The sequence below is a fragment of the Nostoc sp. 'Lobaria pulmonaria (5183) cyanobiont' genome, from assembly GCF_002949795.1.
In the GTDB taxonomy this organism is placed as follows: domain Bacteria; phylum Cyanobacteriota; class Cyanobacteriia; order Cyanobacteriales; family Nostocaceae; genus Nostoc.
This window is the reverse complement of sequence record NZ_CP026692.1, coordinates 273,159-296,255: the sequence shown is the minus strand read 5'-3', so window position 1 is coordinate 296,255 and position 23,097 is coordinate 273,159. Positions and strand designations below refer to the sequence as shown.

Sequence of the window (23,097 nt, the reverse complement as noted above, 5' to 3'; positions counted from 1 at the left end):
TTACCCCTAAGTGGGGTGGTGAAGTTTGTTGGACGTGAGGCTGAACTTCAAAACCTGCATGAGATGTTGCAGGAAAATAATCAAGTAGCCATTGCTGCGATCGCTGGCATGGGTGGACTGGGTAAAACAGAACTGGCCTTACAATATGCAATGGCTCACCGTGAAAACTACAAGGGTGGAATTTGCTGGTTGCTGGCAAAGGCTAGAGATGTGGGTATTCAAGTTGTGAGTTTGCCAGAACGCAACTTGACTTAAACCCACCAAAGGATTTGGATTTACCCGCCCAAGTGCAATACTGCTTTCGGCTTTGGCGCGAAGGTAATGTGCTGCTAGTATTAGACAATGTTGGAGAATATCAACAAGTTAAGCCTTATTTACCCTCGCCATCTTCTCGATTTAAAGTGTTGATTACCACGCGCCAACACTTAGGAGCATCTATAAAAGAATTATCTTTAGATGTATTGCAACCAAAAGCAGCGCTGGAGTTATTAAAGTCATTTTTTAAAGAAACACCACAGCGAATTGAGCAAGAATTGGCTGTTGCAAATCAGTTGTGTGAGTGGTTGGGATATTTGCCTTTGGGTTTGGAATTAGTCGGGCGATATTTGGCGCGAAAACAAGACCTCTCTTTCACAGAAATGTTGCGGCGGTTGGAGAAAAAGCGACTAGAACAACCCGCCCTTATTAAACCAGAAGCCGATATGACCGCACAAGGAGGTGTATTAGCAGCCTTTGAGTTGAGTTGGCAGGAATTAGAAGACAGCGATAAACAACTCGGCTGTTTATTAAGTTTATTCGCCGCTACACCTATACCTTGGAAGTTGGTAGAACAGTGCTTACCAGAAGAAGATGCAGAAGATTTAGAGGAAATTAGAGACGATAGCTTGCTGAATCTGCATTTACTCCAACGTAAAAGCAAAGGAATCTATCAACTACATCCACTGTTGAGAGAGTTTTTCCAATATAAGCTTACAGGTTTAGAACAGGCAGAGGAATTTAAGCGATCGCTTTGCCAGGTAATGGTAGCAGTCGCCCAATATATTCCTGACTCGCCCACCCTTGAGCAAATCACCGCTGTTTCTCCCGCCATTCCTCATATAGCTGAAATAGCGAATCATCTCATTCAATATCTCAGCAATGATGATTTACTTTGGCCTTTCGTCGGCAACGCTAGATTTTATGATGGTCAAGGTTTATATAACCAAGCTTTACCCTGGTATGAACAATGTCTAGAAGTCACTAAAAAGCGCTTGGGTGAAGAACACCCATCTGTCGCCGCTAGTCTCAACAACCTGGCAGGACTCTACAACTCCCAAGGCAGATACAGCCAAGCCGAACCCCTTAAAATCCAAGCATTGGCACTCACGCGTCAACTGCTGGGTGAAGAACATCCAGATGTCGCCGCTAGCCTCAACAACCTAGCGTATCTCTACTACTCCCAAGGCAGATACAGCCAAGCCGAACCCCTTTACATTCAAGCATTGGCACTCAGGCGCAAGCTGCTGGGTGAAGAACATCCAGATGTCGCCGTTAGCCTCAACAACCTCGCGTTACTCTACAACTCCCAAGGCAGATACACCGAAGCCGAACCCCTTTACATTCAAGCATTGGCACTCAGGCGCAAGCTGCTGGGTGAAAAACATCCAGATGTCGCCGTTAGCCTCAACAACCTCGCGTTACTCTACAACTCCCAAGGCAGATACACCGAAGCCGAACCTCTTTTCATCCAAGCATTGGCACTCATGCGTCAACTACTGGGTGAAGAACATCCAGATGTTGCCGTTAGCCTCAACAACCTAGCGTTACTCTACAACTCCCAAGGCAGATACAGCCAAGCCGAACCCCTTTTCACCCAGTAGTTGGCACTCACGCGTCAACTACTGGGTGAAGAACATCCATCTGTTGCCCAAAGCCTTAACAACCTGGCAGGACTCTACAACTCCCAAGGCAGATACAGCCAAGCCGAACCCCTTTTCATCCAAGCATTGGCACTCACGCGTCAACTACTGGGTGAAGAACATCCATCTGTCGCCCAAAGCCTCAACAACCTAGCGTATCTCTACGACTCCCAAGGCAGATACAGCCAAGCCGAACCCCTTTACATTCAAGCATTGGCACTCACGCGTCAACTACTGGGTGAAGAACATCCAGATGTCGCCGTTAGCCTCAACAACCTCGCGTTACTCTACAACTCCCAAGGCAGATACAGCCAAGCCGAACCCCTTTTCATCCAAGCATTGGCACTTAGGCGCAAGCTGCTGGGTGAAGAACATCCAGATGTCGCCGTTAGCCTCAACAACCTCGCCTTACTCTACAACTCCCAAGGCAGATACAGCCAAGCCGAACCCCTTTACATCCAAGCATTGGCACTCATGCGTCAATTACTGGGTGAAGAACATCCAGATGTCGCTCAAAGCCTCAACAACCTCGCCTTACTCTACAACTCCCAAGGCAGATGCATCGAAGCCGAACCCCTTTTCATCCAAGCATTGGCACTCAGGCGCAAGCTGCTGGGTGAAGAACATCCAGATGTCGCCCAAAACCTCAACAACCTAGCGTATCTCTACAACTCCCAAGGCAGATACACCGAAGCCGAACCCCTTTTCATCCAAGCATTGACACTCACGCGTCAACTGCTGGGTGAAGAACATTCTAATGTTGCATCCAGCCTCAGTAACCTGGCAGAACTCTACCGTTTCCAAGGAAAATACAGCGAAGCCGAATCCCTGTACCTGCAAGCTTTGGAAGTATGGCGACGCCTGCTAGGAGAGAAACATCCTAATGTTGCACTTAATCTCAACAATCTGGCTTTACTATACCACTCCCAAGGAAGATACACTAAAGCTGAACCCCTGTGTCTGCAAGCTTTGGATATTTGTGAGCGACAGTTAGGGGTAAATCATCCCAATACCGTTATTTTCCGTGAAAATTTGGCACGTCTTCGCGATCGCCTCGCCTCAAATCCAGAATAGACTACATGGGGCTACGAATTTACAGGTTTTGTGCAAAGCGTACCGTGATAAAACTTAAATACGCGATCGCCTAGACTAAAATTCATATTGAACTAAGTAAAAATGCTTGATTACTTACTCAAAATGGCATTTTACTTACTCAAAATCAGCTTTTACTTTCTCAAACCCCAGTTTGCTTACTCATTTTGGTGTTTTCCGCAAGCAAAAGCAGCTTTTACTTTTTCAAACCCCAGTTTGCTTTCTCATTTGAGTAATTCACGCAAGTAAAATAAGCTTTTACTTACTCAAAATCAGCTTTTACTTTCTCAAACCCCAGTTTGCTTACTCATTTTGGTGTTTTCCGCAAGCAAAATCAGCTTTTACTTACTCAAACCCCAGTTTGCTTTCTCATTTGAGTAATTCACGCATTCATTTTGGTATATCATTGAGCCGAAAGCCGTCGTAGACATCGCTTGTCGGCAAATCTTAAACGCTATTCCATTCTTCTAGCGTGATTTCCCGCTCTAAAATAACCTCAACTTCCCCAATCATCATCCGCAATTGCGGTACAGAATACTCATCATTAGAGGGAATAGTTAGGCGATATTCCCCGTAAACCATAAACTGATGTCTTGTTCCAGAAAAAGGGCCATCAAAGCCAAGCCATCGTAATTTCTTCACAAAATCCCGACGCTTACAGGGTATCCATCGGCTCAAGAGTCGGCTCCTTGTTGAGGTCAATATTATCAATTACTGGTAGAGAATGTCCCAGCTTTAGCCCAAGCAAAATCCAGTCTTCCAGTGTTGAGCGTAATTCATCCTCACATTCGCGCAAAGTTGATGCAAAAGCTATCACTCCTTTGCAAACAGGAATTCTACCTGCAAATGTACCATCTTCTAACTTGTCATAAATTGCCTGAGCGATCGCTCGATCAACATAGTCGCTCAAAATAAACCTTATCGCCATGAAATCTCGCGTTGTGCTACTATTTTAATCTTACGTTGAATGATGGTGTTTCGCCGATGAAGCGTCTACGCTCTACTTTCAAGTGTAAATCGACAGGCGATGTCTACGACTGGCTACGCCTACGCTTTTGGTATTTTAGAGATGAGTGCGTAGGCGTAGCCCGCCTTTGGCATCGCTTTTTTTTAGAGAAAGTTGTAAAAAAAGCTATATGACAAGGGTTTATCTAGATACCAGTATTTATAATCGTCCATTTGACGACCAAACACAGCCAAAAATCTTTCTAGAAACACAAGCTGTCATCTTTATTTTGCAAATGGTAGAAGCAAGATTAATAGAACTAGTTAGTTCTTCAGTACTAGAATATGAAAATAGCCGTAACCCTTTTGTTGCCAATCATAAATCAATGGAGCGATACTTACAAATAGCTACATTGAGAGTATTAGTAAATGAAAATATTAGAGGTAGAGCAGATCAACTAGAACAACAATGAATTAAACCTATTGATACACTTCATGTAGCGTGTGCGGAGGCTTCCCAAACTAATTATTTTATTACTTGCGATCGGAGACTAATCAACCGTTGTCAAGATTTGTCACTCAAGGTAATCAACCCAATTGATTTTATTTTAGAGGTATGAAATGAAAATTAAAGTTATTGACGAACAACAAAATTTCCAAGAAGTGATGCAGGTTCTACTCACCCACTTAGAACCATCGAAGGTAATGAAATTTTGGGCAGCTTGTAAACTAGGTGAATGCGATTATTTGGAACTTAAAGAAAAACTGTTTGCTGAAGAAACAGTTGCCAGTTTATATGCCAAAGTCAAAGAATATCAAGATGAAGCCTAGTACCGCAAGGCGGAAGTCAAAAGTCAAAAGTCAAAAGTCAAAAGTATTATGAAATAAGCTTTTTAGGGCTTTTCAATGGTCTGCTTATTTACGCCGTGCTGTACTAGTACCGCTGCGCGGAAGTCAAAAGTCAAAAGTCAAAAGTCAAAAAGCTCGAATTTCAGAGACGCGATTTATCGCGTCTTGAAAGACGAACGATCTACACCTTGGGATGTAATAGGATACAGTTGAAATTCTCCACTTTCCGGTCACGATTCTTCAAATAAGCGAGCACCTTGATGTAAACGTTCCGCAATTTGATAAGTTTGTCCTTGAGATCGCATTGTCGGAGAATGAGCGGCTAAATACCGAGATGCAGCCACTAGTATATGAATTCCAGCCGAAGTTTGACCGAGGAAAGAATACTGACGAAAAGCGGCTTCTATTTCTTGAATGACATGAAAATCACGGTTTTCTCGCAGCATCAATTTCCCTAATTTTGCCATCAGTCTTTCAGCACTACCACCACTGTATAAATAATTAGCAACTAATTGCCCTGTCTGGTTTACTTGCTGCTGATGGTTTAATAAATCTGGTAGCTGCTGGAGTAATTGTTCGGGATTTTCCACGATGTCTTTGGGTTCTGGTAGCCGTGCTGGGGGGACATTCAAAAAACGATTTAAATATACACTCATCGCCGCATCAAACACACCTCTTAGTAGTTCGACTGTTGGTACTCTTCGTAAAGCTTGATGTACGGCATTTGCAAACGTAAATGGATGGTGGGCTGAATTCCAATCTCCAAAGTCATTATTAGTGTGGAAACGAGCTACTCGTAATGCTGCTGTATAAGTAACTACACCAGCTAATTGTTCTTCAGTACAACCTGCTTTCAGTGCATTCAATAGCGAGTCTGCGATCGCTTGTGGGTCTTCACCCAATAAAATTGGTATTAGTTCATCTGTTTGTGACCAATTTCCTTGTCGAGATTTTCCTACACTTAATACAGTCGGTAATTGCTCAAAAGCCGACTCTAATATTGCCACCAAATCTACAGGATAGCGCCAGGAATTGGATTCTTCCATCCGCGAAGCATTGGCTAAACCCGAAACTAGGCTAGCCAGAATTGATTCTGCTGCTTGCCAAGCTATAGTATCAAGTGCTTCTAATGCTTTATTGATAAAATCAAGCGTATGCCCAACATCAAGATAGCGACGATCCGTGGCAGCACAGAACAGTATATCTGCTATTTGCTTTGAATTAGCTCCTGAACGAACAGCAGATACTAAACATCTTTGTGCTGCTTCAGCATCCCGTACCTGAATAAATTGGCGAAACCAGTTTTTGAGAGTCGCAAAATCTACTTTCGAGTTGGGTAATGGATGAACGACAAACTCTGGTGGCGCACCTGCACTATCATTAGCTACTGCCGACAGTCCGTGAAATAAAGCACGAGGTTTGTCTTCTACATCAAGATAAGGTAGTAGATTCATCATACAGGTATGGATAGTCAAACCTGAACTCCAACCCGCTTTGTTATAACGAGTGCCAAATTCTAGCCCCATGAGAAATGGTTCTGTCGGGTTCACTCCTATATCTAAAAGTGCCAGCGTTGATTTTGCAATCACTAAAGAAATATTCTGCTCTAAACCGTCTAGCAGACGTTGGCGGTGGTGAGCATAAGGGTTAACTGGTGGTGCTAAATTTATCCAAACTTCACCATCACGGATTTCTACCGGGAAACAAGGAACATCATCTGCCCACGAGTCAAACGTTCCACCACTAGCAAGATCAAAGCGGGCATAATGCCAAGGACAGGTAACAATACCATCTTTGCAAGTGCTTCCTTGTAAAGGAAAGCCCATGTGAGGACAACGGTTATCAATTGCGTAAACTGTATTATTTGAGTAAAACAAAGCAATCGTATGCTTTTCCTTGTGGACTAACAAACTACCTGCTGCCTGAACTTCTGCAAGCTGAGCAACACGGATATAATCGTCTGTTTTCGTCGCCTCTTCAAATATTTGAGTCATTTAATTACACATAAGTAAATGTCAAAACCCTTACTTCTACTCTGGCAAAGTTTTTTAAATTTGAGCATTTGTGCATTCTAATTTTTGTTAACTAATACCAATTAAAAAAATGTTTACGATAGATAACTCCACCCACGCTGACGCCCACCCTCCCCGATGCTTTGAGCTATCCATTACCCGGAGATGGATTCAGTAGATTCGATATTGTTAAACTGCGTCCACGTTGAAAACCGTAGTTCTGTATGAATAGAAAAACCCTCATCCCCCAGCCCCTTCTCCCAATATTGGGAGAAGGGGAGCCGGAAAGAAGTCCCTCTCCCTACTTGGGAGAGGGATTTAGGGTGAGGGCAAAAACTACGGTTCTCAACATAGATGAGGTTTATAAGTCATACTTAAAACATCCTTAATTGCAAAATTTACTCTCCAATAAGAATTGCACCCTATATTAATAGTCATTAGTCATTTATTTCACAAAGGACAAATGACTAATGACTAATGACAAATTAATAAGTTTTTGTTGGCAATTGTTGCTCTAATTTCAGCAATGCTGCAACTCGCATTTCTGTAGCAGGGTGACTGGAGAATAAGTTACCCAAAAACTGTCCAGAGATGGAATTGATAATTAATAACGGCTCATAAGCTGGATTAGCATTTAAAGGCATCTGCTTTGCTGAAGCTTCTAAGCGTTGCAATGCCCTAGCTAAGGCGCGGGGATTACCAGTTAATCTAGCAGAACCTGCATCAGCAGAAAATTCTCGTGTGCGCGAAATAGCTAGCTGAATGATTGTTGCAGCCACTGGCGCCAGCATGACAGTTAATAAAACTCCTATTGGATTTCCACGTCTGTTGTCATCTCGTGAACCACCGCCAAACCATAGGCTGTAACTAACCATTTGGGCTAAGAATGAGATCGCACCAGCCACAGTAGCAGCAACAGCTTGGGTGAGAGTGTCACGATTAATAATATGGGTTAGCTCGTGGGCGATAACACCTTCGAGTTCATCGTCTGGCAATATATTTAAAATACCTTTAGTGACAGCCACCGCAGCGTGTTCTGGATCGCGCCCTGTAGCGAAAGCGTTAGCACCTTGGCTTGGAACGATGTAAACTTTAGGCATGGGAATGTTAGCGCGATCGCTCAATCTCTGCACTATCCGATAAAGCCCTGGTGCTTCCCTTTCACTTACAGGCTGGGCTTGGTATACTGCCAGCGCAATCTTATCTGATTGATACCAGGAAAACAAGTTTGTTACTGCTGCCAAGCCAATCCCGATAATCAAGCCAGTAGAACCGCCAATTACCCAGTAACTTATTGCAATCAAAAGACCACTTAGCGCAGCTAGCAAAACAGCCGTTTTCAATTGATTTGTCATATTTTTGCTCTCCTGCTAATGCTGTGTAAATTTTTCAGAAAACAGCATTAATATAAGCCACGCTTTGATTGTATCCAGCTAAACTTAGATATATGGTACAGAAAACCTATCAGATAAGTACGGTTTTCCCACTTAACTTTTATCAATGATAATTTAGTTGTTTTTGCTACTTTGTTTCTTCAAAAGGATGTTTATCTTTAATATATAAAAAATGCATCTATCTCTAGCAAGGAATTTGTAAAAAATTGTTGATGCAGGCGGAACTTCCACTCTTAAGAGCCTCACTTTTCAAGACAGGCATTGCTACTGTGTAATTGCTGATAACTCAGAGGAACAAATAGTAAAACTTTTAAAGCAATACAAAAGCAAAAATGATATTGTTAAATTAATTAAATAGTATTTATGGCGATGGAGCTCGCCAAAACCGCCTTTCCAGTACAGGTTAAATTAATAATTGGAAGGCTGATGGCTCCTACTTTCCTGACTTACTGTGGGAGAGTAGGGCTTGGCTAAATGCATTACCTGACTCTCCTGTAGAAAGTGTAAGTCTACAAATCGCACCTCAAGGAGTCACGGTATGAAACGCTTTCGTCAGTCTGAACCGTTTATAGCCTTACCCCATCTAATTAAGTGGTTGCCTATTTCCTTTGTAGTTGGCATTCTTGCTGGAACTGCCTCCGCGGCTCTTTTAGCATCATTGGAATGGGCAACTGATTGGCGAGAATCGCATCGATGGATTATCGCCTTGCTTCCCCTTGGCGGCTTCTTGAGTGGTTGGATTTATCATCAATTTGGTCAGACTGTAGAAGCTGGAAATAACCTTTTACTGGAAGAAATTCATAACCCCAAAAAGGTTATTCCTTTTCGTATGGCTCCTCTTGTTTTACTAGGAACAGACCTTACACATTTTTTTGGTGGTTCAGCCGGTCGTGAAGGTACAGCATTACAAATGGGTGCTTCTTTGGCAGACCAGTTAACTAAAATATTGCATTTTCAAGGGGCTAATCGGCGAATTTTGTTAACAGCAGGTATCAGTGGAGGATTCGCTTCAGTTTTCGGTACTCCCTTAGCTGGAACTGTATTTGGTTTGGAAGTTTTAGCGATTGGTAAAATTAATTATGACGCTCTTTTCCCTTCTTTAATTGCTGCGATCGTAGGAAATCAAGTAACTTTACTATTAGGTTTACATCATACCGCATACCGACACGCTCCCTCTACACCGCCGCTCACAATTTGGGGGCTGATTTCTGCCATTATCGCAGGTGCAGTTTTTGGAATTGTAGCGAGATTCTTTGCTCAAGTAACTCACAAAATTAGTCACTTCTTTAAAGCAAAGATATCTTATCCTCCAATGCGTCCTTTAATAGGCGGTGCGATCATTGCAGCAATTGTTGGGTTAAGTGGTACAACTAAGTATATTGGACTTGGTATCCCTACTATCGTTGATTCTTTCTCCACTCAGCTACCTCCTTGGGATTTTGCAGCAAAATTTGGTATGACTGCTCTAACTTTAGGAGCCGGTTTTAAGGGAGGAGAAGTGACACCTTTGTTTTTTATTGGTGCAACTTTAGGTAATGCTTTGTCGTTGCTTTTAGCATTACCTGCACCACTGTTAGCAGGAATGGGATTTGTGGGTGTGTTTGCAGGTGCAGCAAATACACCTTTAGCATCGACTCTAATGGGAATAGAACTATTTGGTCTAGAATCCGGGGTATTTGTTGCTATTGGCTGTATAGTGAGCTACCTATTTTCAGGTCATTCTGGAATTTATACTTCACAGCGTATTGGATTGAGTAAGTACTCTTCTGTATATCTGGAAGAAGGACTGACTTTGGGTACTTATGGGCAACCAAAAGTTGAGCCAAAAATTGATTTACCTGATGATGGCGAAGAAGGCGGAAGTAATTCTCAGGAATAATTTTTTGATGCAATTAATGGATAGTTGGAAAAGTGCGTAGTTTACCGCACTTCTCTACGAGACGCTGCGCGTAGCTTGCTTCCCCGTAGGGGTACGACAGGCTCAGTGACCAGCGTAGGCATTGCATAGTCAGAGTAGTCATGTATGATCGCTATTGTATAAAGGAAAGTAGCTACTCAATCAAAAGGAGAGCGGGAAATCGTACATAAATTTGCTGGGCAAAAGGTGTCTGAAATCCTGAAGTACAAGAAGGGTAGTATAAAACAGGCTCCACTCCCGGAAGAATCGCCCAGTTGGGATGAGTTTTGTGAAATGTTATGGGAAGAGATTGAAGCGGGAGCAGAAGTAAATCGACCGGGTTTTAAAGTTGTTCGCAAGTTATTAAGCGATAAGAGGTTTGACAAATGAAGAATCATGGATTTGGCAAACTAGTTACCTTTCTAAATCAATTAGAACAAGAGACAATTAGTTACACTTTAGCCCATCATCGGGATGAAACGATTATGGTAAATGTGGCGGTGGCTGGGGAACGATGGGAAGTGGAATTTTTTGAGGATGGTTCAGTTGAGGTAGAACGATTTGTTAGTAGTGGAGAGATTAATGGGGAGGAGGTTTTTAGTGAGTTATTTGCTATGTATTCAGAGCCAGAAAGTCATTCTGCCAAACATACCCAAAATGCTAAGTTTACAACCACGACGTAAAGGCGATCGCACTCTGTCTAATAGCGATTAATTTCAGAATTAAGCCAGCGCTTTTTGATGCTGTTTTTAAAGTTTAAATGAGTGCAATATTATTATCTACTTTCCGCACCTTTAGTTAGTATGGTAGTTAGCATTTAAAACACATAAAATAGATGAAATTAGAAGATTTTCGGACAAATGATTTAGGCGAAGTTTACATTTGGTTCCCACTTCTTGGAAATATGACAGATCCTGGTAGTCGTGTGCTTTTGACATACCACTATTTTGCTATTAAAGCTTTTTATTCCTCTTGTCAAAATCTGGAGTTACTGGAACATTCTAAAGAAGCTATTAATCAAGGTAATACTTGTTCAACAGCAATAGCGCTTTGGTTTTTGACTTGTGAATCATATATCAATGCAATTTTGAAGGCTGGGTGTATTCAGAGTAATATACCATTTGGTAATTATCGCGGTCGTGACTTAGAAGCTAGAATTCGCGGAGTTTTCGATGTACTTCTATTAGCTAAAGAAGACTTTTATAAATCAGGAATTTATCCAAAGCTAAAAGAGTTCATGGAGTTTCGTAATGAGATATTTCATGATCGCAGTCTAGGTGATGAACGTAATTTTAGCAAAACAAATTTTAGTCAGATACCATTTTTGTGTAATCAAGTTGATGTTATACAAGCTGCAATTGTTGCTCTTGAATTATGTACAGCTTTTAGAGGAGTATTCCCAAACTGTGATTTAATGCCAGATATCGTTGTTGAGAGTAACGGTTCCTTTGGTTTCGTAAAATTTGATAATATGTACTCTAACTTAATGCGTCCATTTTTTGAACAAGTGTTAGCAAAGCACACCTTATATAGTGATTTGTTGCTAGATACAATATAATTTACACTTCCTTGTACGAGTATTATCCCAGAAGGAAGTATAAAGGTAATAAGTAAAGCTTTGCCTGACTCAAAGTTTAACTTCAAACCAAATCCAAAGACTACTACGATTGGAAGTAATTTGATGAATTGTGTAAGAGTTAATATAACTTTTAATACTAATAACCAATTCCAGTTACCCAACTATATGAATATTACTTAATATTATCTCTATCAGGTTGCGGTGGAGAATACAGCCCACCGTAACCTTTAGACTAATAGATTGAGTTTAACAAAAGCGGCTAAAAGCGATCGCCTACACCTTAAACTTCTCAGCAATCCGCTTCATCGCCTCTTCCACATTCTCCCGGCTGTTAAACGCCGAAATGCGGAAGTAACCCTCACCCGCAGCACCAAAGCCAGAACCAGGTGTTCCCACCACGTTGACAGTTTGTAGCAACTTATCAAAGAATTCCCAACTGGATAAACCATTAGGAGTTTTTACCCAAACATAAGGTGCATTCACGCCACCATACACCGCTAATCCGGCGGCTGTGAGTTTTTCGCGGATAATTTTGGCGTTTTCTAGATAGAAACTCACCAACCCTTTGATTTGTGCTTGTCCTTCTTCAGAGTAAACCGCTTCGGCTCCCCGTTGGACGATGTAAGAAACGCCATTAAATTTGGTGGACTGGCGACGATTCCACAGTTTCCATAGTTCCACATCGGAACCATCGGCGGCTTTTGCTGTGAGTGTCTTCGGTACTACAGTTAACGCGCAACGGGTTCCTGTAAAACCTGCATTCTTGGAGAAAGAACGAAATTCGATCGCAACTTCTCTTGCACCTTCAATTTCATAAATTGAGTGGGGAATCGACGGATCGGTGATATAAGCTTCGTAGGCTGCATCAAAGAAAATAATCGAGTTATTAGCTTTGGCATAGTCCACCCATGTCTTGAGATATTCCTTAGTAGCAGTTGCGCCAGTGGGGTTATTGGGAAAGCAGAGATAAATTAAATCGACTTTCTTTGAGGGAATCTCGGCGGTGAAGTTGTTATCAGCTGTAATTGGCAGATAGACTAAACCCTCAAATTCGCCTTTATCGTTGGCATCCCCAGTATTTCCCACCATAACGTTAGTGTCTACATACACGGGGTAAACTGGGTCAGTAACGGCAATTAGATTGTCATGACCAAAGATTTCCAGAATGTTGCCCGTGTCGCACTTGGAACCGTCGGAGATAAAGATTTCGGAAGCATCTATATCAGCTCCCCGCGCTTGGAAATCTTGAGTAGCAATTTTCTCCCGCAACCAGGCGTAGCCTTGCTCTGGGCCGTAGCCTTTGAAGGTATTGCGATCGCCCATTTCTTCCACAGCTTTAATCATAGCTGCGCGGCAAGCCTCCGGCAGAGGTTCGGTAACATCACCAATGCCCAGCCGGATCACCTTAGCATCAGGATTCGCTTCTGCAAAGGTATTCACCCGCCTAGCAATTTCTGGAAACAGATAACCCGCTTTTAGCTTCAGGTAGTTGTCGTTAATAGTTGCCATAGTAAATATAAAAAACGCCCTCAAACAGCTTACTGCTAATTTATGAGGGCGATAACTTTGTTGTAGGGAGTAGGGAGTAGAGAGTGGGAAAGCAGGGGAGCAGCACTTCGGCTACGCTCAGTGACCGCGGAGAAGTTACAGTAAGTTTTTCCCCTCTGCCCCTTTGCACCTCTGCCTCTTGTGCCCAATGCCCCATGCCCAATTTAGACATTTATCGGCTGTTTATTATCGGCTGAATAACTATTGCGATCGCTAATTACGAACTGCGTGATTGATTCCTGGCCTGTAATCAATCTTGCTCCCCGATTACGGGTGAAATAGTTCCATGCCCACTGAATCATTACTACTAATTTGTTGTTAAATTCAATTAAGAAGTAGATGTGAATCAACAGCCAAAACAGCCAGGCAACGAAACCTTTCAGCTTAATAAAGCCCAAATCTACTACAGCAGAATTGTGCCCAATCATCGCTAAACTACCGTAATCAACATAAGCAAAGGGTGGCAAACTGTTACCTACAAGCCGCTTTTGGACTAGTTCTGCTACATATTCACCTTGTTGCTTCGCTACAGGTGCAACACCAGGTAGCGGCTTACCATTTTGATGAGAAAAATTTGCTAAGTCGCCAATTACAAAAATATTGGGATGTCCCTTAATACTCAAGTCAGGTTCGACAATAACGCGTCCAACGCGATCGCACTCAGCACCTGTGTGTTCTGCTAGGACTTTTCCCATTGCTGAAGCTTTCACACCTGCTGCCCATAATACCGTTTTTGAGGCAATTTCTTTAACTTCATCGCCTTGTTTGAGGGTAACAACATCATTCTCAATATTTGTTACCAATGTTTTTGTCTGCACAACCACACCCAAGCGCGTTAGAGATGCTTCCGCTTCTTGTGATAACTCTGGTGCAAAAGGTGGCAGAATCCGATCCAAACCTTCTAATAGCAAAATGCTGGCTTCCGATGTGTCGATGTTGCGGAAATCTTCTTTGAGAGTTTGGTTTGCCAATTCTGCGATCGCACCAGCTAACTCTACACCAGTGGGGCCACCACCCACAATTACAAAGGTTAACCAAGCCCGGCGTTTTTCTGGATCGGTTTCTTTTTCTGCGGCTTCAAACGCCGTAAAAATCCGGCTACGCATTTCTATAGCATCTTCTACTGTTTTCAAGCCTGGGGCGAATTCTTCCCAGTTGTCTTTGCCAAAGTAAGAATGCTTCGCACCTGTGGCGACAATTAACGTATCGTAAGCTATTGCTTCGTCGCCCACAATCACGTTTTGCGCTTCTGGATCGATATTATTCACCTCTCCCAGTAGCACTTTCGTATTCTTGCTCTTGCTGAGGACAGAACGCAAGGGTGAAGAAATATCAGCGGGAGATAGCGCACCTGTGGCGACTTGATATAAAAGGGGTTGAAATAGATGAAAGTTACGTTTATCAATCAGAGTAACGTTTACTGCCGCTTTGGCCAGTGTTTTTGCTGCATAAAGTCCACCAAAACCACCGCCAACAATTACTACTTTATGGGGTGGATTATTGTCAAGTGAATTTACCATAAGAAATATTATCGTGTACGCCGACTATTGTAACTATTCTTAACAAATTTGTATCAAAATTGTCATCAGATATTTTGTATTGCTCTTTACATTTAAAAAAGTATTAAAGTAATCAAGACTACAGGATAAAGAAAATTTTTAGGCGAAAGGTACAGACAATAAGAGTTTGGAATATTTAAATCCCTCTTTGTCTGTGTAGATTTATCAAAGGTAGATGTAGATTTATACAAGTTTACTCAGAACTAGTTGACTCTGGTGTTTGTGTCAAACGTGGTGAATGAGTTCGCCGCCAACGTCTAAAGCCATAGACAAGAGCAGCAAAAATTAACAAATAGGGACTGTAAACAATTAACCAAATACCCAGTTTGAGTAAGCCAACGGAAAATGCCCTCAAAGAATGGGTAGAGTTGTTCCAAGTTTCCTGAACTTGCAAACCCAAGGCAGGTTGGGGACTGGTGCTAGAAACTGCTGCTTCTAGGTTGAGCGTAATAGTGGAATATGCAACTTGATTTTGTAAGCTTTTGAGTTGGGCATCAATTTGTTCTATTGTTTGTCGCACATTACTCAGTTCTTGGGCAACACTAAGCACATCTCTCACAGAACCCGCCCGATCCATAATTTTTTGCAAATTGGCTTCAGTTCTTTGCAAATTCGTTAATCTAGCTTGAAAATCCACCAGGCGATCGCCCACATCTTCCGCTGTGATATTACGACTACCGACAGTGCCCAATTTAGCTAGTTTTTCTAAAGTAGGTTCTAGCCGATTCTCTGGTATCCGCAATTGGATTGTTGCTGTGTAACGCGGGTTGTCGTTTTTGGGTTGTTGTTGTTTCAACCCAATTAAATCCCCTTGCTGTTGATTGATAATTTGCGAAACGGCATCGATAGTCCGATCTACAGAGTTGACAGTCAAAGAAATTGCTGCCTTTTTGATGAGTTGAGGACGAGAACGCGCTATTGGTAAAGCTTCCGCCTTTTGGGAAAGACTGTTTTCACGAGCAGGTAATTGATTTACCGCGCCATTGGCTGCAATTGGAGGTAAAGCCTGATTTCCTGACTGATGGGAAGAGGCGCAACTGGTGAAAATCACCCCTCCTAATAACGCACTCACAAATAAAGCAGATGTGCGCGGTAATTTACTTGAAGCATACATAATCTACCCCCAGATAGATGAAATTAACCCCAGTATTACTGAAGTAAAACTCGATGTCTGGATTGTTGCGATTTATGTAACAGGGATCAAGTTTTGTCCAAAGTCCAATTATTCTTCAATTGATGTTTGTTGCTGAGAGAAACTTGCTAGTTCGGATGCTAAAGTCTCTTCTAATACATCTATAATTGCGTGCGGATCAGTTGGGGACTTCATCATTTCAGCCTCCGGGTCAGAGCGATTTTTGACATTAGGAATATCCTGGCGTAATTCCTCAAGCAAACCGATGAGTTTAGCGATTTTTTGCTCAGAGAGCAGGTTGAGTTGAAGAATAAGCTGCGTCCGTTGCTCTGCTAACTTTTCTTGTCGCTCTTGTTTAATCAATACTCCTGTTGTCACCAACAACGAACCCGCAGTCAGTGAAAATTGTAACCAAGAAAATGGAAGAGGATCAAATCTTGGTATGCCGAAACGTCGTGGTAAGACATTGGGTGTTATCCACAGAATAATCCCCAGCAGGATGCTATACAGGAATGCAGGACGACCAAAAAAAGCACTTACCGTTTCTACAACCCGCTGATGTCGTGGTATGTCTTTTTCAGAACGTCTGTGTAATGCGATGATAGTCTCGATATTTTTACTAATAGATTCCGGTAATGGGGCAGTGGGCAGAATGTTTTGACGACGTGTTTCGGACGATCCTTGCGGTGAATCTTTTGGATCTGGTTTATCTTGGGAGAGCATTGGTAGTCTGACTTGATGAATGATTACTTCAATTTACTAACTCAATTTAAACCGCAATTCGACTTTTATATGCTTAATTAATCAATCAAGTTTGAACTAAAATTGGAGGTAATAAGGTTATAGCGTCTACTAGAACCGTTATCGCAGGTAAGTTTCAAGGTGACATGGCAACCAGGATCGTACTCTGGGTACGCCGAACGTCTTAGAATGCCTTTCCTCTCAAGGAATCACTAGCTTTACTAACCCTATATTTAGTGACATTATACTAGGGTAAAACTTCCGAATACTAGTCCTTAATAACGAAGCTTCCCTAATGGGAAACACTATTATGACTGTGGGGGACGGTGCTGATGATTTTGGCTAACTTAAGTAAATTATCTGTGTAACCTGTCAAATTAACTACTAAAATATTGCGTTGCCGTATAGGTTCGGTTTTTTGAATATATTCCCGATTTGAGAATTAGCGATCGCATTAGGAATTTCCAACAAATAAATTATTCAATCTTGTGATGTGGACACCGCCCATAGCTAAAGGGCGATGTCCACATCACAAGAAGTAGTTGAGTATTTTTTATTTGTCAGTCCCTTATTTATAACCTTTACCCAGGTATCTTTCGGACATTTCTGACGGCTAAAAATTTTCATACAGTGTGAAACTTATGAATCTAGGTTTTATAACGCTTTGAGCAATATTGTGAGAAATCCGGGTCACAGTTCATCTGTGGCTACTCAATTTGGGGTACAATCGTAAGCCTGCCAATAAATGATGATGCTTGCTGACAGGAGATGCTTCTATGGCCCGGATGTATTATGACGAAGATGCCAATTTAGACCTTTTGGCTGGAAAAACTATTGCTATTATCGGCTATGGTTCCCAAGGTCATGCCCACGCTCTCAATCTCAAAGATAGTGGTTTGAATGTGATTGTGGGACTATATCCGGGTAGTAAGTCAGTCGCAAAAGCTGAAGCATCTGGGTTAACTGTGAAAAATGTTGCAGATGCTGCCAATGCTGCTGACTTCATCATGATTTTGTTACCTGATGAAGTTCAAAAAACGATTTACAAAAACGAGATTGAACCAAATTTAGAAGAAGGGAATGTGGTAGCCTTTGCCCACGGTTTCAATATTCACTTTGGGCAAGTTGTACCACCGGCTAATGTAGATGTGGTGATGGTAGCACCAAAAGGGCCGGGGCATTTGGTACGGCGGACTTATGAAAGTGGTGAAGGCGTACCAGCGCTGTTTGCAGTTTATCAAGATGGCAGTGGTCAAGCACGCGATCGCGCGATGGCTTATGCTAAAGGTATCGGTGGTACTCGTGCCGGTGTTCTCGAAACTACTTTCCGTGAAGAAACCGAAACAGATTTATTTGGCGAACAAGCAGTATTGTGCGGTGGTTTGAGTGCTTTAATCAAAGCCGGATTTGAAACTTTGGTAGAAGCTGGTTATCAACCAGAATTGGCTTATTTTGAATGTCTGCATGAAGTCAAGCTGATTGTAGACTTGGTTGTGGAAGGTGGTTTAGCCAAAATGCGCGACAGTATTTCTAATACGGCTGAATATGGCGATTATACCCGTGGCCCGCGGATTGTCACCGAACAAACCAAAGCTGAAATGCAGAAGATTCTCAGCGAGATTCAATCTGGGCAATTTGCGCGGGAATTTGTTTTGGAAAACCAATCTGGTAAACCAGGATTTACCGCCATGCGTCGCAAAGAAGCTGAACACAAAATTGAGGAAGTTGGTAAAGATTTACGCGCTATGTTTAGCTGGTTGAAAAAAGCTTAAGCAAAAAAATAACATCAGACATCTCCAAAAAAAAAGAATGTAGAGACGTAGCACTGCTACGTCTCTACAAGGGTTCTGGTTACAGCATATTTAATTTTTGGAGATGTCTAATGCATCATTTTAACCATAAGGAAGTATCTCGATCGCAGCGTTCAATAAAATCATTGTTGGTCACTTTGGGATACCTCCTAAAGAAAAAACTTATCAGCTTGTGGCGCTGTGGTTTGGTATCCTGTATTGCCTCATAGATACTTGACCATTGAGGACGAAACACTGGACACATTGATAAATCCCCCAGGCTGTACGCGTTGCGTGGATGAAATTTTGCATCCATTAGTTTAAATGTTGCATTTTTTGCCCAACATAAACATTCGTATCCTGCTTGATGGAATTCCCTCAGTTGTACAAAAACATCCCTAACGGTAATAGCTTTTCAAACCTCCTCTAAGTGCGATCGCTTTCATCGCTACAATCGAATAAACTTCCGGGCTAGCTGGAATGTTGAATAGTTAAGAGTTGATCTGAGAAATGCCTAACCCGCTATACGATCGAGATTTGCAATTATGGATTGAGCAAACCATTCAACAGTTAAAAAATCATGAATTTGAGGCGTTGGATATTGAGCATTTAATTGAAGAGCTAGTTGATTTGGGTAAGGCGGAGAAAAATGCGCTCAAAAGCAATCTGACAATTTTATTGGCGCATCTACTCAAGTTACGGCTTCAGTATGATGTACCCGATCGGATCAAAGGAAGCTGGTATAGCTCAATATTGGAACACCGTCAGCGAGTTCTGAATAATTTGGCAGATACTCCTTCTCTAAAAAGTTTTCTAATAGAGGCGGTGGAAAAAGCCTACCCAGATGCTCGAAAGTTAGGGATTAAGGAAGGTAAGCTGGCTAAGTTTGGGATTCGCATACCCCAAGAAAGTGAATATCCCACCGTTTGTCCTTTTTCGATTGAGCAGATTTTAGATGAGGATTTTTACGGGCTGTAAACGATTGCTCGTTGTCATATTGCTTTACTTTACATCTAGATGGATAGACAGCTTGACCGAAAGGTTCTACAATCTGACTGATTGTGGTGAATTTACCTATTGCCCAATCCATATAAGCATAGTAAAGATTTTCTAGTGATTCCGTTTGATAGCGGAAGCACTAAATTAATATAGGAAAGTCTTTGAGTAAAGGGCAGCAAACAAATGGATGTAAAGTTGATTCTAGCTGGATTAACAGTCATATTTACGCTTTCGTGCTTATTTTTTGGCACGAAGAATGGATTCTATGATTCAGATAACTATCATGGCAATGGCTCCGCACATTGAGATAAATCTGTAGACGCTCGATCGACTTCCCGGAGGGTGAGTTGGCTAAGAGCGCTCAAAACTTGTAAAGGGAAAAGAAACCAGAGTCAAACTCCTTGAGTTACCAGTTTGATAGCTTTTCGTTAACCCACCTTTCCGAACCAGTGCGGGTTCGGTGCAGGCGTCCTCCCCAATCAAAAATCCGTATTCTCAGGGTGTAGGGGCGCACGATAAAACTTACCCCTAAGTCACAAAAGCAAAATTTGTGTAACTTTTGGCTTTTGAGATATGTCCATGATGATGAGGTTTGAGGGGAGGAGAGCATGAGGAATAATCTATCGGCATCCTCTCGCGTAGATGCTGCGGAAGCGGGTAGTGAATTAGAATGTTTGCCCTATAGTGTCCAGCATGACAATGAGGGCGTGTGTTTATTGGTGAAAATGGGGCCACACCGCATTCTGTTGGACTGTGGTTTGGAGGATATTTCATCGCTGGCTAAGGGGCTTACTAAGTCGGTAAGTGGAACTAGTTCGCCCCTACCAGCAGATTTAGTTTTGATTAGTCATGCCCACCCAGATCATGCTAAAGGCTTACTGGCGCTGCATAAAGCTTTTCCAAAGTTACCTATTTATGGTAGTGAGGTAACTAGCAAGTTACTACCACTGAATTGGGTAGACGAAGACCCTGAGAAAATTTCCCAATTTTGTCATGCCTTGCCATTGCGATCGCCTGTGGAATTCCAAGATGGTTTGGTGGCAGAATTATTTCCCGCCGGGCATTTACCAGGAGCAGTCGCAATTCTCCTCACCTACACCACCCAGCAGCGTACTTACAAGCTACTGTATACAGGGGACTTTTTCTTATCGAACTCCCGACTAGTAGAAGGTTTGCGTTTAGAGGAACTGCGGGGCTTAGACTTGGATGTGCTAATCATTGAAGGTAGTTATGGCACATCCCGTCATCCCCATCGCCGCAACCAAGAAAATCAATTAGCCGAGCGAATTCATCGAGCGATCGCTGACAATTGTTCTGTAATCCTTCCTACCCCGGCTTTAGGATTAGGTCAAGAATTATTAATGCTTTTGCGATCGCATCACCACTTCACCGGCCGAGATTTAGATATTTGGGTAGATGGTGCTGTCGCCACTGGATGCGATGCATATCTTGAACTGCTACCCCATCTCCCCCCATCAGTGCAGAACTTTGCCCGCCATCAACCCTTGTTTTGGGATGAACGGGTACGTCCCCGCGTGCGTCGTCTACAACCAGAACATCGTCCCAGTGTAGGTAAGTCACCTTGTATTGTCCTCACCGACTCGACATCTGATTTAGGCGAACACTGCCAATTAGACACCGGGCCTTGGCTGATTCTCCTACCAGAAAAAATTGATATAAAAGTTAACAAAGAATATTTAGCGCCCACCACTCTTGAAACTTATCTCTTAGCTCAACATAGCGATGGCCCTGGTACTACGCAGCTAATTCATAATTTGCGACCCCAGCACGTGATTTTTGTCCACGGTTCCCCTGCCTACTTGGCAGACCTGACTAGCTTAGAGGAGTTGCAAAACCGCTACCACGTACATTCCCCGGCAGCTGAAACCTTAGTAGAACTGCCCATCGGCGACACATTTTTACAACCGGCAGCACCAGAGACTAACTATGAAGGCGAACTGACAGAGTTAGGAACAGTAATCACAATCACCCTACCCAATGTGATTACTGCCGATCAGCGTTGGCGGCAATTTGCCGATACTGGTTTAATCGAAGCTCGTTGGCAAGGGGAAGAATTAGTATTAAGGGGATTGTCTCAACGAGAACTGCTCAACCAAAACAGCGATCGCTATACATGGGCAGATGTAGACTGTTGTGGTACTTGCCGACATCAAAGGGGGCAGCGGTGTTGGAACCCAGCTTCCCCGTTGTATAACTTTAAGGTAACTCTCGAAGGTTACTGTCCTGCCTTTGAAGGTTTATCTAGTCCTGAGTCCTGAGTTCTGAGTCCTGAGTTAGGATTTATTACTCAGCACTCGATACTCAGCACTCAGCACTGATTATTTATTCTGGATTCGAGTCAGTGTAACGGTTGTGAATGCGCTCTGCTTCGGGACAATCTTCAGTCATCAGAGGTTCCACATTACCGCGTGGTACTGAAGCCAATTTTTGCGTTACAGCACCAATGCTCTCGAGGCGAACCATTTCTTCCCAAGAGCAAACTTCGTCTTCTTCATCTGTTTCATAGCGTAGGGTCACTAAATCTCCCTCTATGTCTATGATGCGGGCGCGTTCAATCCAGCGTTGCTGGTCCCGCAAGAAAACACATACCTCGCGCCCATCGCAACACAGTTGATAAATCTTGCGGTGTAGCATGTACTGTTTCTGCCTTTTTAAACAACGTAGTTAAACCTGTCAAAATCTGGGTTCTACCCCATTACATTACACCTTTAAGAGGCTAATTTCACTGTTTAGAACAAGTACGCTTCATCACCCAATCCCAAGATTTGCTTCTAGTTATCAAAATATCAGGATAATATTGGGTGATAAATCAGATGCTCTAACAATAAACTCAATCTCCCTCCGGCTTATTCTAGGGAATGTCTGCTTCTATAGAAGTCAAACAATTCGGTACCTGTCCTAACCAGGTTTATATTTGTTGGTGAGTCATTCTTACCATTATGTAATAAAGAATACTCGAAAACAATCGTTGATTGCGGTTGTTTAACTTGCCTACTTTTAATCATTGGCATTATTGGGAAGTCCGGGGACTTGGCTTTACTTTTACCCACTTGTATCTGATCTTAACTCATTCTCTTGCTGACCTTGATGCTTTTCAACAACAACACCCAAATAGTTTTGAGTTTTTCAGGTTTTTGCCTAAAAAAAGGCAACAGAGTAAGGGAAGAGGTAGAGGGAAAAGACTATGAGAAAATTCTACTCCAGAAGTCTCAGGAGGATTTATGTGGTAAAGGAAATTCTATAAGCACGTTCGATGAGGATGCTTCTCGTTTAATTTTTCCGGCGCGAACCGCATCGTATAGGGCTGCAAGGTCTGGCAAATCCTCTGACTGATAGCATTTAGTGGCTAGCACCTGCTGGAGTAAACCCTCAGATTCAACACTAAGATATCCAGTTTGGAAAGCAGATGCAATAATTGTGCGAATCATCTTGATTAGGGCAGAGTGAGCAAATTATTAGGTCTAGTGTGGAACATTTTCCTCTGTTGCTAATTGATATGAAACATTAATACTGTGTGATTAGTATTACGCTCAATCAGTGATTTATATCACAATGTGAGTTTTCGATACTTTAATATATACAGATAAAAGGGCATAGGAATTTTCAGGATCAATGTTGAAAAGTTGAGACCTTAACAAAAT

The 23,097-nt window shown here is 42.4% G+C and carries 19 protein-coding genes, 1 pseudogene and 1 riboswitch; of the genes and pseudogenes, 10 read left to right on the top strand and 10 right to left on the bottom strand.

The genetic code is table 11. The annotated features are described in order from the left end of the window. Window positions 1-18 precede the first annotated feature (18 nt). Both NLP_RS35920 and NLP_RS01305 read left to right on the top strand, forming a co-directional pair. Complete coding sequence (locus tag NLP_RS35920) at window positions 19-255, top strand: NB-ARC domain-containing protein (RefSeq protein ID WP_442946637.1); 237 nt, start codon at window positions 19-21, stop codon at window positions 253-255. A 32-nt stretch (window positions 256-287) separates the two neighbouring features. Beyond that, a pseudogene (locus NLP_RS01305) lies at window positions 288-2,972 on the top strand (tetratricopeptide repeat protein). A 465-nt stretch (window positions 2,973-3,437) separates the two neighbouring features. Here the strand turns inward: NLP_RS01305 and NLP_RS32640 are convergent. Both NLP_RS32640 and NLP_RS01300 read right to left on the bottom strand, forming a co-directional pair. Beyond that, a complete protein-coding gene (locus NLP_RS32640; protein WP_234017154.1) occupies window positions 3,438-3,632 on the bottom strand; it encodes a hypothetical protein in 195 nt (64 codons plus the stop codon). A gap of 13 nt (window positions 3,633-3,645) precedes the next feature. Beyond that, window positions 3,646-3,900, bottom strand: coding sequence for a type II toxin-antitoxin system HicB family antitoxin (locus NLP_RS01300; protein ID WP_267871505.1), 255 nt, complete (start codon window positions 3,898-3,900; stop codon window positions 3,646-3,648). A gap of 226 nt (window positions 3,901-4,126) precedes the next feature. Between NLP_RS01300 and NLP_RS01295 the strand changes: the two genes are divergently transcribed. Together NLP_RS01295 and NLP_RS01290 are read left to right on the top strand one after the other, a co-directional pair. Then, window positions 4,127-4,408, top strand: a complete 282-nt coding sequence (locus tag NLP_RS01295; RefSeq protein WP_234017153.1) for a hypothetical protein — start codon at window positions 4,127-4,129, stop codon at window positions 4,406-4,408. A gap of 148 nt (window positions 4,409-4,556) precedes the next feature. Then, window positions 4,557-4,766 (top strand): hypothetical protein, encoded by a 210-nt coding sequence (locus NLP_RS01290; protein ID WP_104904811.1) that lies wholly within the window; start codon window positions 4,557-4,559, stop codon window positions 4,764-4,766. Between the two features lie 248 nt (window positions 4,767-5,014). Here the strand turns inward: NLP_RS01290 and NLP_RS01285 are convergent, their stop codons facing one another. Together NLP_RS01285 and NLP_RS01280 are read right to left on the bottom strand one after the other, a co-directional pair. Continuing rightward, window positions 5,015-6,778, bottom strand: a complete 1,764-nt coding sequence (locus NLP_RS01285) for a Rieske (2Fe-2S) protein (protein WP_104904810.1) — start codon at window positions 6,776-6,778, stop codon at window positions 5,015-5,017. Between the two features lie 503 nt (window positions 6,779-7,281). Next, complete coding sequence (locus tag NLP_RS01280) at window positions 7,282-8,151, bottom strand: zinc metalloprotease HtpX (RefSeq protein WP_104904809.1); 870 nt, start codon at window positions 8,149-8,151, stop codon at window positions 7,282-7,284. A gap of 395 nt (window positions 8,152-8,546) precedes the next feature. Further along, a riboswitch (Fluoride riboswitch) is annotated at window positions 8,547-8,633 on the top strand. A 95-nt stretch (window positions 8,634-8,728) separates the two neighbouring features. Between NLP_RS01280 and NLP_RS01275 the strand changes: the two genes are divergently transcribed. The 3 genes from NLP_RS01275 (at window position 8,729) to NLP_RS01260 (ending at window position 11,645) form a co-directional block, all read left to right on the top strand. Beyond that, window positions 8,729-10,069 carry a voltage-gated chloride channel family protein gene (locus NLP_RS01275; RefSeq protein WP_104904808.1) on the top strand — a complete coding sequence of 447 codons (1,341 nt, stop codon included), beginning with the start codon at window positions 8,729-8,731 and terminating at the stop codon, window positions 10,067-10,069. 404 nt (window positions 10,070-10,473) lie between these two features. Further along, window positions 10,474-10,770, top strand: coding sequence for a hypothetical protein (locus NLP_RS01265; protein ID WP_104904806.1), 297 nt, complete (start codon window positions 10,474-10,476; stop codon window positions 10,768-10,770). Window positions 10,771-10,922: 152 nt separating this feature from the next. Continuing rightward, complete coding sequence (locus NLP_RS01260) at window positions 10,923-11,645, top strand: hypothetical protein (RefSeq protein ID WP_104904805.1); 723 nt, start codon at window positions 10,923-10,925, stop codon at window positions 11,643-11,645. Window positions 11,646-11,939: 294 nt separating this feature from the next. Here NLP_RS01260 and NLP_RS01255 read toward each other — a convergent pair whose 3' ends face one another. The 4 genes from NLP_RS01255 to NLP_RS01240 all read right to left on the bottom strand — a co-directional run bounded on the left by NLP_RS01255 (window position 11,940) and on the right by NLP_RS01240 (window position 16,628). Next, window positions 11,940-13,175, bottom strand: coding sequence for an LL-diaminopimelate aminotransferase (locus tag NLP_RS01255; RefSeq protein WP_104904804.1), 1,236 nt, complete (start codon window positions 13,173-13,175; stop codon window positions 11,940-11,942). Window positions 13,176-13,378: 203 nt separating this feature from the next. Then, a complete protein-coding gene (locus NLP_RS01250; protein WP_104904803.1) occupies window positions 13,379-14,734 on the bottom strand; it encodes an NAD(P)/FAD-dependent oxidoreductase in 1,356 nt (451 codons plus the stop codon). A gap of 232 nt (window positions 14,735-14,966) precedes the next feature. Further along, entirely contained in the window at window positions 14,967-15,887 is a 921-nt protein-coding gene (locus NLP_RS01245; protein WP_104904802.1) for a DUF4349 domain-containing protein, read from the bottom strand. A gap of 108 nt (window positions 15,888-15,995) precedes the next feature. Beyond that, window positions 15,996-16,628, bottom strand: a complete 633-nt coding sequence (locus NLP_RS01240; RefSeq protein ID WP_104904801.1) for a DUF1003 domain-containing protein — start codon at window positions 16,626-16,628, stop codon at window positions 15,996-15,998. A gap of 794 nt (window positions 16,629-17,422) precedes the next feature. Between NLP_RS01240 and ilvC the strand changes: the two genes are divergently transcribed. From ilvC to NLP_RS01225, 3 genes are all read left to right on the top strand, one after another. Beyond that, window positions 17,423-18,418: a ketol-acid reductoisomerase gene (ilvC, locus tag NLP_RS01235; RefSeq protein WP_104904800.1), complete on the top strand. Its 996-nt coding sequence runs from the start codon at window positions 17,423-17,425 to the stop codon at window positions 18,416-18,418. A 528-nt stretch (window positions 18,419-18,946) separates the two neighbouring features. After that, window positions 18,947-19,414 carry a DUF29 domain-containing protein gene (locus NLP_RS01230; protein WP_104904799.1) on the top strand — a complete coding sequence of 156 codons (468 nt, stop codon included), beginning with the start codon at window positions 18,947-18,949 and terminating at the stop codon, window positions 19,412-19,414. A 629-nt stretch (window positions 19,415-20,043) separates the two neighbouring features. Continuing rightward, window positions 20,044-21,714, top strand: coding sequence for an MBL fold metallo-hydrolase (locus tag NLP_RS01225; protein WP_104904798.1), 1,671 nt, complete (start codon window positions 20,044-20,046; stop codon window positions 21,712-21,714). Window positions 21,715-21,778: 64 nt separating this feature from the next. On the opposite strand, the gene NLP_RS01220 is transcribed toward NLP_RS01225, so the two are convergent. Together NLP_RS01220 and NLP_RS01210 are read right to left on the bottom strand one after the other, a co-directional pair. Next, complete coding sequence (locus NLP_RS01220; RefSeq protein ID WP_104904797.1) at window positions 21,779-22,090, bottom strand: DUF6679 family protein; 312 nt, start codon at window positions 22,088-22,090, stop codon at window positions 21,779-21,781. A gap of 575 nt (window positions 22,091-22,665) precedes the next feature. Beyond that, window positions 22,666-22,884, bottom strand: coding sequence for a hypothetical protein (locus tag NLP_RS01210; RefSeq protein WP_104904795.1), 219 nt, complete (start codon window positions 22,882-22,884; stop codon window positions 22,666-22,668). Window positions 22,885-23,097 lie beyond the last annotated feature (213 nt).